The sequence below is a fragment of the Niameybacter massiliensis genome (genome assembly GCF_001282685.1).
Taxonomy (GTDB): Bacteria; Bacillota; Clostridia; order Lachnospirales; family Cellulosilyticaceae; genus Holtiella; species Holtiella tumoricola.
In genome coordinates this window covers 2,469,070-2,482,042 of record NZ_LN875035.1, presented here as the reverse complement: position 1 = coordinate 2,482,042, position 12,973 = coordinate 2,469,070, and the positions used below count along the sequence as shown (strand labels likewise).

Here is a 12,973-nt window from a genome sequence, read left to right as displayed (position 1 = left end):
ATAAGACATTTAGGAAGTGCTATTTTTAATAGAAAATTATAATAAAATTTATTATAATGGTACTTTATAAATAGAATAATATAATTTAAAATATAAAAGTGTATAAAATATTACTATATTTATATGGAGGAGAAGCAATGACCAATATCGTATATATATTGATTGATGATATGGGATGGAGGGACTTAGCCTGTTACGGAAGTACATATTACGAAACACCTTATATAGATGAACTTGCTAAACAAGGTATGTTATTTGATAATGCTTATGCGGCTTGTCCTGTGTGTTCACCAACAAGAGCTAGTATTATGAGTGGAAAATATCCAGCAAGGGTAAAAGTAACAGATTGGATTGGAGCAAGTGCAAAAGGGAAATTAATAGATGCTCCTTATGTAGATCATTTACCATTAGAAGAAAAAAGTTTGGCAACAAGCTTAAGAGAACATGGATATGCAACTTGGCATGTAGGAAAATGGCATTTAGGGACGAGTGATTACTATCCAGATAAGCATGGATTTGATGTGAATATAGGAGGAAACCATAAAGGTCATCCACATAATGGGTATTTTAGTCCATATCAATTAGAAAACTTAGAAGAGGGGCCAGAAGGAGAATACTTAACAGATCGTTTGACAGAAGAAAGTATTAACTTAATCCGAAATAGAGATAAGACCAAGCCATTTTTCCTTAACTTGTGGCATTATACAGTACATACACCGATTCAAGCAAAAGATGATGATATTGAGTATTTTAAGAATAAAGCTAAAAAATTAGGCCTAGATAATCAACCAGCATTAATAGAAGGCGAACATTTTCCTTGTGAACATAAGAAAAATGAAAAAGTAACCAGAAGGATTCTTCAATCTGACCCTGTTTATGCAGCTATGATTTATAACTTAGATTGGAATATTGGAAGAATTATGAAGACACTTGAGGAAGAAGGCATTTTACAAGATACGATAGTTATTTTTACCTCAGATAATGGTGGGTTATCAAGCGCAGAAGGATCACCAACTTGCAATGCACCTTTAAGTGAAGGGAAAGGGTGGATGTATGATGGAGGTGTCAGAGAACCTCTTATTGTCTGCTGGAAAGGTAGAGTGTCTCCTAGTAGTGTGAGTCATAGATTAGTAAGTAGTCCAGACTTTTATCCAACTCTCATGGAAGTAGCAGGGGGGCAAAGTATGCCAGAACAGCACGTAGATGGAGAAAGTTTTTATGAGACATTAATAGGTGTAGAGAAGCAGAGAGAAAAACCTATTTTTTGGCATTATCCACATTATGGAAATCAAGGAGGAAGACCATATTCTGCTGTTAGACATGGGAAATATAAATTAATTTATTTTTATGAGAGTGAAAGTTATGAGTTATTTGATGTAGTAAGTGATATAGGTGAAACAACAGACTTAGCAGAAGAATATCCAACGATAGCAGAGGAATTACTAGCTAAGTTAAAAGAATGGTTAGCAGATGTAAAAGGAGAAATTCCTGTTAAGAATCCTGACTACCAATAAAAATAGCATCTATGAAATTCAATAGAATTTCATAGATGCTATCTTTAATTGGTCAAATTTAATTCTAGGCAAACAAAAAGCAACCTCACAATGAAGGTTGCTTTTAGAGCTGTTAGCGGGAATCGAACCCGCGACCTCTACACTACCAATGTAGTGCACTACCGACTGTGCTATAACAGCGCATGACTGAATGCTCAATTAGAATATCATATTACTGTACATTTGTCAATATTGGTAAATCAAAATTAAGAATAAAGTTAATTGGGAAAGCTTAAGGATTTAATACCCTAAGCTTTCACCAACTAAGATAATGTGAATACGATCAGCTTCCCGACTATTGCGTGTAATAACAGTGTGCATACACATGCAATCAGGATTTAAGCAATTGCCGCAAACGCCGACAGTACCACAAGGCGTATTACGATTAAGACGAATGCCATTTTGTGGACAAGCAGTTGCTTTAATACGTGCAATACCTTCTTCAACATTAGTAGTCACTTTATTCATCCCAACAATCATAACAACTTTTTTAGGACCATAAATCATAGCAGAAACACGGTTACCGTTACCATCAATATTGATCAGTTCTCCACCTAATGTAATTGCATTGCTACTCATTAAATAGAAGTCAGCAAAATAGCTACGACGAAGCATATCGTCTATCTCATTAGGAAGAGCACGGGCTCTATCATAGAGTGTATATGTACCTTTTTCATAAAGTGTATCTAAGAGACCGATTTCTTTAATACTTTCAGAGCCACCCCAAGAAATACTAGAGCCTTCTGGCATCATAGAAAGGGCTAATTTAAGCGCATCTTCTTTTGTTTCACAGTAATAACCATTCATATGACGTTTTTGAAGTTGTTTCATAATAACATCAGCTTGTTTAGCAAAGAACTCTTTTTGAATAGACATGAAAACACCTCACAATAGAATTTAATGTACTCTTATTATAGCATAATGTAAAGTTAAGGAGTGAATAATATTAAACCTTAACAAATCTTAATATTAAAATATAGTTACAATACTTGTAAAATTTAAACAAAGGAGTATAATTGTCTATGAAAAAACTTTTAGGGAGGATTATTATGAAGAAGAGATTATTACCCGTTCTTTTACTTGTGCTTGCACTTGTTTTCACAGGTTGTAGTACAACTCAAGTAGAATTTTGGAACAAATGCCAAGAGTCTAGCAAGTGGGAAGCAAGTACAATTAAAGCTAAAATGGCAATGGATATGACAGTAGCTGATGAAACTATGAAAATGACAATGGATATGGATGGACATGCTAATACAGCAGATATGAGTAGTGAACTTACTATGAATATGAATGCTACAGCTACAGGTCAAGTAATTAAAGTGAATGATGCAAAAATCATTATGAAAGATGATAAAACTTATATCAGTAAAAACTACTTAGCACAATGCTTTGCAGTAGATGGTATGACTGTACCAGAAATCTTAACAAACGCTGATACAGATTTTATCACATTTACAGATAGTAATGAACAAACAGCTATGATGATGGCTCTTGTAAAACAAAGTATGTTAGAAGATCCAGCAAAATACTATGAAATGATGAAAGATGTTGCTGCAGATTTAGGATTTGATGTAGCAGTAACTAAAAAAGATAATACATATACAATCGAATTAAATGAAAAAGAAGTATTAGCTCTTGTAAAACAAATTATTTTAACAACAACAGAGAATATTGAAAGCTTAAATACAAAATACAAATTAAACATTCCAGCTGACAAAATTGCAGAATTAAAAGGTCAAATGGATGAAGTCAAAGTACAACTTGATCAACTTATACCAATGGCAGAAGCTATGGTAAAAGGTACATTTAAAATGGATTATACTTTTGGTAAAGATGTAGTGAATCAAAAATTAGTAATGAATTTTGCAATTCCTATGCTTAATATGACTATGAATATGAGTATGGATGCTGATACTGCAAAAGCAGAAGTAAAAGAAATCAAAGCACCAGAAAAAGTGTTAGAAATGACACAAACAGAATTAATGGAAGCAATGATGCCTAAAATGGCTATCATTAACACAAACACAAATATCATCATGGATGGTATGGGAAAAGAAGAAACTTGTAAAGTGCTTGTTAAAGCAGATAAAGTTTATGTACCAGCAAAACTAACATTAGGTTACCTTGGTCAAGAAGTTAAATATGACGAAGTAGCTAAAAAAGCTGGTATTGAAGTAGATGGTACATTTGTAGCACTTAATACTATTACAGACAATAGTACTTCATACATTAGTGTAGAAGAACTTCAAAAATTAGGCTATACAGTAGAGAAAGCAGTTGGTTCAATTGCAATCTACTAAAAATTTCTAAATAGATACATGAAAAAAGGAAGATAAATGGAAAACTCATTAAAAGAGTTTTTCATTTTATCTTCCTTTTTTCATGTAAAAGTATATTTTAACTTTCAAAACCAAACTATAAAGATAAGAAAATATGTAGGCAAAGGATATGAATATGAGAAAAATAGGGACAATTTTTAAACAAGATTTAAAACGTATGACCACTAATATTCCTACATTTATTATTGTGTGTGGGTTACTTATTTTACCTTCGTTATATGCTTGGTTTAACATCAAAGCCAATTGGGATCCTTATGGTGCAACAGGAGGAATAAAAGTAGCTGTTGTTAATGAGGATCAAGGGACGATACTTTTAGATGAACCATTAAATATTGGTAATCAGGTCATTGAAGAACTGCAAAAGAATACGAAATTGGGATGGGAATTTGTAGGATTAGAAGATGCAGAATATGGTGTACGCAGTGGGAAGTATTATGCATACATTAAGATTCCTTCTACTTTTACTGAAGATCTAAAAAGTATTACAACTCAAAATCAGCAAAAGCCTACATTGGTGTATGTCATTAATGAGAAGAGCAATGCCATAGCACCTAAAATAACTTCAAGTGGTGCCAATTCACTTAAGGCAACGGTTTCAGAAAATATTATTACTACAGCTAATGAAGTAATCTTTGAAGCATTTAATCAAGTAGGTTTTTCCTTAGAAGAAAATATGCCACAGCTTAAAGACCTTGCCCTAGCTATGATGGAGTTAGATGAGAATAGAGAACAAATTGCTAAAGATATTACACGTTACTATGAAGGTATTGTACAAGCAGAAGAAGTATTAGAAACAGTAGGTGATAAGCTTCCTTTAGCAGAAGATACAGTTATTCAAATAGGGCAGGTAGCAGCCAATGCACAAGAGGCATTAGAAGGGACCTCTGAAGTACTCAGAGATATTGGAGATACAACAGAAAATACATTGAATGAAATGGAAAACATTGCAGGTGGTGTGATAGACTTTGTAGAGCAGGTAAAAACTGAATTAAGTAACTCCGAAGCAGTTTATGATACTTTACAAGATATACAAGGGGCAGTAGGGAGTTTAAAAAAGATGAATCAAAATGTCATGGGGCTTTTAAGTGTACTTAAGCTACCTCATGATTCCTTAAAGAATCTCAATATAAGTATAAAGACATTAGAAGCAGAACTTAATACAGCAAGTGATATGCTTGTACAAGGTAAGGAAGAAGCTTTAAGTGGTTTAGAAACTATTAATATAGAAACCATTAATATAAAGAGTACGATTACAGAAAGTTTAACTTTCTTCCAAAATGAATTAAGACCACAGATTAATCGAATGATTAACCAGACCACTCAAATAGCAGGGCAAGTAAGTACACTTGGTGAAGATGTGACCTTACTGTTTCCAAAACTTGAAAATGTAGAAGGGTTAGGGATTGATGCGCTTCAAAAGGGGGAAAAGGTTCTTAACAAAGTGCAAGAGCAGTTACCAACGGTTCAAGATGAACTTCATAGATTTGCAGAGAAATTAAGTTTCTTTCAAAATGGAGAAGAGCTAGATAGTCTCATAGAACTTTTAGAAACCAATCCAGAACTTATAGCCAAATATATTGCTTCACCAGTTGTGCTAGAGGAAGAGGCACTTTATCCTATTCCTAACTATGGTTCAGCGATGACACCTTTTTATACTGTTTTGGCAATATGGGTAGGTATTGTTATTTTATCAGCTATGCTTACAACAGAATCTGCCTTAGAAGATGTCACACCAAGAGAAGAATATATAGGTAAGGGCATGACTTATCTTTTTCTATCTTTAATCCAAAGTTTAATTATTGCATTAGGAGACCTTTTCATTGTAAAAGTTTATGTATCTAATAAACTAGCTTTCATTCTCTTAAGCCTGGTGAGTGCTTTTGTATTCACCTGTGTTATTTATACATTGGTTGCTTTATTTGGTAACTTAGGAAAAGGGATTGTAATTATTTTATTAGTACTACAAATTTCTTCGGCAGGTGGGACCTTCCCAATCGAAGTTATTCCATCTTTCTTTAGAATTATAAGTAGATTTGTGCCTTTTACCTATGCTATAGGTACTTTAAGAGAAGCTCAAGGGGGAATATTCTATCCAAACTTATATAATCAACTTATTCATTTAGCTATATTTGCTATTGTATTTTTATTAGTAGGTTTACTCTTTAAGAAATCATTAAAAATTGTACATGAACTTTTTAATGAAAAGTTTAAGCTTTCAGGATTAGGCGAATAGACGTTTTAGATGTAGGTTGAAAAATAGATTTGGCTTATAAACCACATCTATGTATAATATAAAAGGAAATGTCAAAAAGAGACGAGGTAAAAAGACATGAAAGAAATAAGTATTTTTGACGTAATTGGACCAAATATGATTGGACCTTCCAGTTCACATACAGCAGGAGCGGTACGTATTGCACTTATGGTACGCAAGCTCGTTCAAAAACCAATTTGTGAAGTGAAGTTTATTTTATATGGTTCTTTTGCACAAACTTATAGAGGGCATGGGACAGATAAAGCTCTTGTAGCAGGTATTTTAGGCATGGACACAGAAGATGAACGCATTAAAGATGCTTTTTACCATGCAAAAGAAGCTGGTCTTAAATATACATTTGAGCCAAATGAAGTAAAACATACAGATCATCCTAATACAGTAGAAGTTATTGCCAAAGATGAAACTGGAGATATTACAACAGTTGTTGGTGTTTCTATTGGGGGAGGCAACATTCGTATTGATCAAATCAATGGCATTGATGTAGAGTTTACAGGTGAATACTGTACAATGATTATTAAACAACAAGATACACCAGGGGTTGTAGCTCATATTACAGAAGCCCTTAGTGATTACAACATTAATATTGCATTTATGCGTCTTTATCGTGAAAGTAAAGGAACAATGGCCTACACTATTATTGAAACAGACGAAAATATAGATGAAGGTGTAGTAGATAAGATCAGAAACCATTCATCTATCTTAAAGGTAACCATTATATAGACAAGCTTTTTTAGGTAAAGATAGGAGACACTAACTATGAACTTTCAAACAGCCGAAGAGTTACTTAACCTTTGTAAGGAACATGGACTTCCTATTTCAAAGGTTATGCTAGAACGTGAAAAAACAATAGGACATATGAGTGAAGAGGATATTTTAAAAGCATTAATGCATTCTTATGATATCATGAAAAATGCAATTAAAAGCTCGCTTACAGAAGACCTTACCTCAATGGGAGGACTTATTGGTGGAGAAGCTAAAAAGATCTATAAAAGAAAAGAAGATTCAGCTTGTGGCAGTTTAGTATCTAAAGCTATTAGCTATGCAATGGGTGTATTAGAAGTCAATACGTCTATGGGACTTATTGTAGCAGCACCAACAGCAGGCTCATCGGGAGTTATTCCAGGTGTATTTATAGCTATTCAGGAAGAACGCGGGTTTAGTGATGATAAAATGCTTGAAGCCCTTTTAAATGCAGGTGCAGTAGGGTATTTGATTACACGTAATGCTACAGTATCTGGTGCAGAAGGTGGATGCCAAGCAGAGATTGGTTCAGCTTCTGCAATGGCAGCTTCAGCAGTAGTAGAACTTCTTGGTGGTACACCTGCACAATGTTTAGATGCAGCATCTACAGCGCTAGCAAATATTTTAGGACTTGTATGTGACCCAGTAGGTGGATTAGTAGAAGCACCTTGTCAAAATAGAAACGGCATGGGGGCTTCTAATGCCTTAATTAGTGCAGAGATTACATTAGCGGGTATTAAGCATCTGGTTCCATTTGATGAAACTGTAGAAGCAATGTATAAAGTAGGACGTAGTATTCCATTTGAACTACGTGAAACAGCACTTGGTGGTCTTGCAGCGACAAAAACAGCTTGCCAAAGATGTGGTAAGTGTGACTAGGTTACCAAAATAATTTACTCAATAAGAAAAAAATCACATATAATATAAGTGAGCAATAAAAAGACAGAAGGTGAGGAACTATTATGTTAGATATCGCAATCATCGGCGGAGGACCAGCAGGTCTATCTGCTGCTATAAATGGTGTTATTCGTAATAAGAAAGTAAAAATCTTTGGAAATGATATTACAACCAGCTATTTATATAAAGCTGAAAAAATAGATAATTATATTGGGATGATGGGTGCCACAGGTCAAGAAATGATGGAATCTTTCTTAGGCCATGCAAAAGAGATGAATGTTGAGATAGAAAATAAAAAAGTTTTAGAGATCTTCAATATGGGTGATTTCTATATGCTTAATGCAGAAAATGAATTTATTGAAGCTAAAACAGTTATTTTAGCAAATGGGATTACAAAAGCAAGTTCTGTAGAAGGTGAAGAAGCTTTTCTAGGTCGTGGTGTAAGTTACTGTGCAACTTGTGATGGTCCTTTATATAGGGGGAAAACAGTAGCCCTTATTGGTGATAGTGCCCATGCAGAAGAAGATGTAAACTATTTAAATGAAGTATGTGAAAAAGTTTATTATATTCCACTTTACAAAAATGTAGGTTCTCTTGGAGAACGTGTTGAAGTTGTAAGTGGGAAACCTAAAGCTGTAGAAGGTGAAGGTGTTGTTAATAAGCTTGTGCTAAAAGATGGGGAACTTAATGTAAGTGGTGTATTCATCATTAAAGAAAGTATTCCAACAACACAACTTCTTAAAGGTCTTGAAATTGATGAAAAAGCGATTAAAGTTAATCGCTTTATGGAAACTAATATGCCAGGTGTATATGCTGCTGGAGACTGTACAGGTCGTCCTTACCAAGTGGCAAAAGCAGTAGGAGAAGGTGCTACAGCTGCACTTCAAGCAGTAAGTTATCTTCATACAAAAGATAAAGTATCTAAATAGTAGAATAAAGAGGTCACTTAGGTGGCCTCTTTTGTATTCTTATACAAAGAAATTTAGAGAATCTAGTTCTAAAATAACTTCCTTGTCCATAAAAATAATAAAAAAGGGGGAGGATGTCCATGTCAACGAGCTATTTTTTACTCATTGTTTTGTGCGTTTTAGCACTGATAGTCCTAATGGTGAATATAGGTATTGTACAAAAGAAAGAAAATGTAACTTTGAAATGGATTTGTACATTTCTATTTGCATTTTCTATGATGAGGTATTTAACACTAATTGTATATGGAGACCATCCAACGCTTGGACAACTTGAAATCCTACGTTACTTCTATTTAGCAACAAGCATTGGAATTACTATGACAATGGCTTCAGCAGTATGGTGCATTACACCTTACATAAGGGAAAAATTAAATTATTTAACTTATTTAGTTTTATTTACACCTTGGATTTTATTCTACATATATGTTATTATCACTCAACCTACCAAGATTGTGACAGCAACATTTGGCTATAGACTAGAACTTACAGGTCAGTTTCCTCTGTATTTAAGTGTTGTACAAGGTACTTTTGTAGCTATCATGATTATACTTTGTGTGATTGGCTTTCTTAAGTATAAGAATGAATATTTAAGAAGTAGTTATGCACTTATTATTGCAGCATGTATTTTATTGACATTGGATGGAATAGGGTATTTTGTTAATCTACTTAATATCATACCACCATTTACGGCAACAGAAATTTTCGCGTTTATGGCCATTGCCTATGCGTTTTATATTAAGCCAGTTAAGAGAAGATAAGTTGAAAAGTGAAAAAGGAAGGTAGGATAAATAATTATCCTACCTTCCTTTTTAGTTACATTAATGTTTGATACTTTGGAATAACACAGATTCCGCATGCATCAGGACCTGTATTTACACCAATAGTTACTCCGATGAAGAAGAATTCATCAGGAATAGGAGCAGCAATACTTGCTCTAGCACCTGCTAAAATAGTATTGGCATCTTCTAAGTTGTCAGCATGACCAACTATGTAGTTGTAGTCACAAGGACGATCACCAATATATTCCACAGTGGATTCGATAATTTTAGCAATAGCTTTTTTCTTACCACGTACTTTAGCAAGTGGATAAAGTTGTCCTTTCTCTAAAAAGAGAATAGGCTTAACATTGAGCATTGTACCAAGAAGAGCAGATGCTTTTCCGATACGACCGCCATTTTCTAAATAATCAAGTGTATCAACAAAGAAGAAAATTCTAGCTTTTTCAATAAGTTTATCTGTAAGATTAATAATTTGGTCAAATTCAAGTCCATCTTGAATCATACGACCAATCTCTGTTACTAAAAGTCCTTGACCACCTGTGGCATTTAATGAATTAATAATTGCAATTTGCGTATTAGGATAATTTTCTAAAATAATTTCTTTGGCATTAACAGCAGAACTATATGAACCGCTAAAATACCCGGATAAACAAACACAGATAATGGATTTACCAGCCTCTGCAAGTGGTGTAAACACTTCAAGATAATCATTGATTGATGGAAGTGATGTTTTAGGGAAGACTTTACTTTCACGCATTTTTGTATAGAAATCTTTAATAGGCATTTCTACGATTTCTTTAAAATAATCGACTTGATTAAATGAAACATAAAAAGGAATACGTGTAATTCCAAATTCTTTAACTATAGTGTCACTTAAATCACTTGATGTATCTGTTATAAGTACGATTTCACTCATTACATTCACCTCCTTAATAGGAATTTTATTTGTACAACATTCCGATTATATTATATGGGAATAGAAAGAAGTTTGCAAGATAAGTTTAGCATTAGGATAAGCTAGCCTCGCATATACTGTACTGTTATAGTAAAAGGAGGAATGGATGTGCTCTCTTCAAGTTTAGAACAATATCTCATTCATATTTATAAGTTGAGTGAGCAAGGTCAAGAAATTAAAAGTAGTGAATTAAGTACAGAGCTAAACATGCCACTCAAAAAAACCATCCAGGCCCTTCAACGTATGCATTTTCAAAAGTATATCGTTTACCTTGCTTATCAACCCATTACGATTACAGATAAAGGAAAAGAAATGGCAAAGTACTTGATTTCTCGGGATGAACTTATTGATGAATTTTTGGACATTCTACAGCTTACGAATAATCGTGAAGAAGAGAGAGAAGGCATGAAGCAGTTCTTATCTTATGAAGCACTTGAAAGTGTTGAACGCTTTGTATGCTTTGTGAGACAGTACCCAGAAATCATTAATCGTTATCGTTTATATAGTAAACGCAAAATGCGTATAAAAATACTTGAGCCCTTACCAGAAGAAGAATAGTGTGCTATAGAGCACACTATTTTTATGTATTCTTTCTTATTTATATGAATTAAGACTATATTTTCTTCAAAGTTTTGTGCTATAATAGTGCATCGGATAAACAGCGTTCTTAGTTCAGATAATTATTTAGATTAGCTGAATTTTAGATGACGTTATCCAGGGGTTAGTACTGCATAATACTAGCCAGCGGATAAGCAATGAAGAATGATAAGGTTAAAGGAAAAGACTATGGAAAATAATAAGCAAACAGGCGCACATATTTTAAAAGGTGCTATGATTTTATCGATTGCTGTATTTATCAGTAAACTAATAGGTATTTTATATCGCATTCCACTAACGGGAGCTATTGGAGATAGTGGAAATGGTATTTTTGCACCCTCTTATCAAGTTTATATGGTAATGCTTACACTGTCATCGGTTGCCCTTCCAACAGCAATTTCTAAGATGGTATCAGAACGAAGAGCTATTGGGGCTTATGAAGATGCACACCGTGTTTACAAAGTGGCAATGATTTATTCAGTATTAATTGGGGCTATATTATCTGTTGTTTTATGGTTTGGAGCAGATAGTATCTCTACGATATTCTTTAATATGCCAGAAGCTGCACTGCCAATGAAAGCATTAGTGCCAGCTATTTTCTTAGTAGCTATTATGGCTGTTATGAGAGGCTATTTCCAAGGTATGAGTTCTATGACGCCAACAGCTATATCTCAAGTCGTTGAACAATTTGTACATGCTATTGTTAGTGTGGTATTGGCTTATATGCTATTGGAAAAAAGCCTAGAGGCAGCGGTTACAGGTGCTTCATTTGGAACTTCAGTGGGTGCACTTTTTGCACTTTTGGTTTTAGTATTTGTCTATTATTTAATCAAGCCAAGTATTAATAAGCGTAGACGTAAGTCACGTACCACAACAGATGAAACAAATAGAGAGCTCTTAAAGAAAATACTTATTATGAGTATTCCAATTATGATTAGTTCCTCAATTTTTTCTATTATGGGACTCATTGATTACTCTATGATTTATAAAATACTTCCAAATACAATAGAAAAGATGTCACTAGCAGGACAACTTGTAAATCTACCTATTTCAGATCCAGAAGTTCTCACAAGTCAGACTGCTATTGTAAATAGTTTGGCAGGACAATTTTCAACCAAGTACACCACATTGATTAACTTACCAGTTAATTTAATTCTTACACTAGGAATGGCGGTTATTCCAGCTATTTCAGCTGCAGTGGCAAAACAAGACTTTAAAGATGTACGCCGTAAGACGAATATGGTTCTTAAAATCGGTATGCTTTTTGCTGCACCATCGGCTGTAGGGCTTATGGTATTTGGCGATCAAGTGATTCGTATGCTTTATTCTATGGCACCAGATGGTGGAGAGCTTTTAGTCTATGGTAGCGTTAGTATTATCTTTATTACCGTTGCTCAGATTACAACAGGTGTATTACAGGGAATGGGAAAACAAAGTATTCCAACAATCCATGCAGCGATTGCTTGTGGTGTTAAGGTTATTGCTAACTTAATTCTTTTATCTATGCCAAGTATGCATATTTATGGTGTTGTTCATAGTACATCGATTTGTTATTTAATCTATGCCATATTAAATGTAGTTTACTTAGTACGTACTATTCATATTAAAATTAATATCAAAAAGCTTATTATTAAACCTATTTTAGTAGCAGCAGTTATGGGGATTGTAAGCTATGTATTGTTTAATTTACTTGTAAAGGTATTTGGTCATGCAACACTTATGATGCTTATTGTTATACCAATAGCTATGGTAGTCTATGGTGTATTAGGACTTTTAACACGTACTATTACTGCTAAAGATTTAGAAAATGTACCTGGTGGTCGTAAGCTTATTAATAAACTTTTTAAAGAAGCTTGATAGAATAAGGGCTAG

The 12,973-nt window shown here is 33.9% G+C and carries 11 protein-coding genes and 1 tRNA gene; 9 read left to right on the top strand and 3 right to left on the bottom strand.

Annotated elements, in window-relative coordinates:
• Window positions 1-137: 137 nt before the first annotated feature.
• Window positions 138-1,514, top strand: a complete 1,377-nt coding sequence (locus tag BN2390_RS17350) for a sulfatase (RefSeq protein ID WP_053985568.1) — start codon at window positions 138-140, stop codon at window positions 1,512-1,514.
• Window positions 1,515-1,621: 107 nt separating this feature from the next.
• Here BN2390_RS17350 and BN2390_RS17345 read toward each other — a convergent pair.
• Together BN2390_RS17345 and BN2390_RS17340 are read right to left on the bottom strand one after the other, a co-directional pair.
• Window positions 1,622-1,694: transfer RNA gene (locus tag BN2390_RS17345), tRNA-Thr, on the bottom strand.
• A 99-nt stretch (window positions 1,695-1,793) separates the two neighbouring features.
• Window positions 1,794-2,429, bottom strand: coding sequence for a lactate utilization protein (locus tag BN2390_RS17340; protein WP_053985567.1), 636 nt, complete (start codon window positions 2,427-2,429; stop codon window positions 1,794-1,796).
• A gap of 173 nt (window positions 2,430-2,602) precedes the next feature.
• On the opposite strand from BN2390_RS17340, the gene BN2390_RS17335 reads away from it, so the two are divergent.
• From BN2390_RS17335 to BN2390_RS17310, 6 genes are all read left to right on the top strand, one after another.
• The gene (locus tag BN2390_RS17335) at window positions 2,603-3,853 is read left to right on the top strand and encodes a hypothetical protein (RefSeq protein ID WP_154668848.1); all 1,251 of its coding nucleotides are present in this window, start codon (window positions 2,603-2,605) and stop codon (window positions 3,851-3,853) included.
• A 148-nt stretch (window positions 3,854-4,001) separates the two neighbouring features.
• Window positions 4,002-6,125: a YhgE/Pip domain-containing protein gene (locus BN2390_RS17330; RefSeq protein ID WP_082238846.1), complete on the top strand. Its 2,124-nt coding sequence runs from the start codon at window positions 4,002-4,004 to the stop codon at window positions 6,123-6,125.
• 96 nt (window positions 6,126-6,221) lie between these two features.
• Window positions 6,222-6,884 carry an L-serine ammonia-lyase, iron-sulfur-dependent subunit beta gene (gene sdaAB, locus BN2390_RS17325; protein WP_053985564.1) on the top strand — a complete coding sequence of 221 codons (663 nt, stop codon included), beginning with the start codon at window positions 6,222-6,224 and terminating at the stop codon, window positions 6,882-6,884.
• Window positions 6,885-6,920: 36 nt separating this feature from the next.
• Entirely contained in the window at window positions 6,921-7,784 is an 864-nt protein-coding gene (gene sdaAA / locus BN2390_RS17320) for an L-serine ammonia-lyase, iron-sulfur-dependent, subunit alpha (protein WP_053985563.1), read from the top strand.
• 83 nt (window positions 7,785-7,867) lie between these two features.
• Window positions 7,868-8,731 carry an NAD(P)/FAD-dependent oxidoreductase gene (locus BN2390_RS17315; RefSeq protein ID WP_053985562.1) on the top strand — a complete coding sequence of 288 codons (864 nt, stop codon included), beginning with the start codon at window positions 7,868-7,870 and terminating at the stop codon, window positions 8,729-8,731.
• A 119-nt stretch (window positions 8,732-8,850) separates the two neighbouring features.
• Window positions 8,851-9,528 carry a hypothetical protein gene (locus BN2390_RS17310; RefSeq protein ID WP_053985561.1) on the top strand — a complete coding sequence of 226 codons (678 nt, stop codon included), beginning with the start codon at window positions 8,851-8,853 and terminating at the stop codon, window positions 9,526-9,528.
• A gap of 55 nt (window positions 9,529-9,583) precedes the next feature.
• On the opposite strand, the gene BN2390_RS17305 is transcribed toward BN2390_RS17310, so the two are convergent.
• Window positions 9,584-10,465, bottom strand: a complete 882-nt coding sequence (locus BN2390_RS17305) for a DegV family protein (RefSeq protein ID WP_053985560.1) — start codon at window positions 10,463-10,465, stop codon at window positions 9,584-9,586.
• Window positions 10,466-10,612: 147 nt separating this feature from the next.
• Here BN2390_RS17305 and BN2390_RS17300 point away from each other — a divergent pair, with 147 nt between their 5' ends.
• Together BN2390_RS17300 and BN2390_RS17295 are read left to right on the top strand one after the other, a co-directional pair.
• Window positions 10,613-11,062, top strand: a complete 450-nt coding sequence (locus BN2390_RS17300; RefSeq protein ID WP_053985559.1) for a metal-dependent transcriptional regulator — start codon at window positions 10,613-10,615, stop codon at window positions 11,060-11,062.
• 228 nt (window positions 11,063-11,290) lie between these two features.
• Window positions 11,291-12,958, top strand: a complete 1,668-nt coding sequence (locus BN2390_RS17295) for a putative polysaccharide biosynthesis protein (protein ID WP_053985558.1) — start codon at window positions 11,291-11,293, stop codon at window positions 12,956-12,958.
• Window positions 12,959-12,973 lie beyond the last annotated feature (15 nt).

Excerpts from the sequence above, each read along its gene's own strand:
- BN2390_RS17350 (WP_053985568.1), top strand. The coding sequence starts at position 138 with ATGACCAATATCGTATATATATTGATTGATGATATGGGATGGAGGGAC.
- BN2390_RS17340 (WP_053985567.1), bottom strand. The coding sequence starts at position 2,429 with ATGTCTATTCAAAAAGAGTTCTTTGCTAAACAAGCTGATGTTATTATG.
- BN2390_RS17335 (WP_154668848.1), top strand. The coding sequence starts at position 2,603 with ATGAAGAAGAGATTATTACCCGTTCTTTTACTTGTGCTTGCACTTGTT.
- BN2390_RS17330 (WP_082238846.1), top strand. The coding sequence starts at position 4,002 with ATGAATATGAGAAAAATAGGGACAATTTTTAAACAAGATTTAAAACGT.
- sdaAB (WP_053985564.1), top strand. The coding sequence starts at position 6,222 with ATGAAAGAAATAAGTATTTTTGACGTAATTGGACCAAATATGATTGGA.
- sdaAA (WP_053985563.1), top strand. The coding sequence starts at position 6,921 with ATGAACTTTCAAACAGCCGAAGAGTTACTTAACCTTTGTAAGGAACAT.
- BN2390_RS17315 (WP_053985562.1), top strand. The coding sequence starts at position 7,868 with ATGTTAGATATCGCAATCATCGGCGGAGGACCAGCAGGTCTATCTGCT.
- BN2390_RS17310 (WP_053985561.1), top strand. The coding sequence starts at position 8,851 with ATGTCAACGAGCTATTTTTTACTCATTGTTTTGTGCGTTTTAGCACTG.
- BN2390_RS17305 (WP_053985560.1), bottom strand. The coding sequence starts at position 10,465 with ATGAGTGAAATCGTACTTATAACAGATACATCAAGTGATTTAAGTGAC.
- BN2390_RS17295 (WP_053985558.1), top strand. The coding sequence starts at position 11,291 with ATGGAAAATAATAAGCAAACAGGCGCACATATTTTAAAAGGTGCTATG.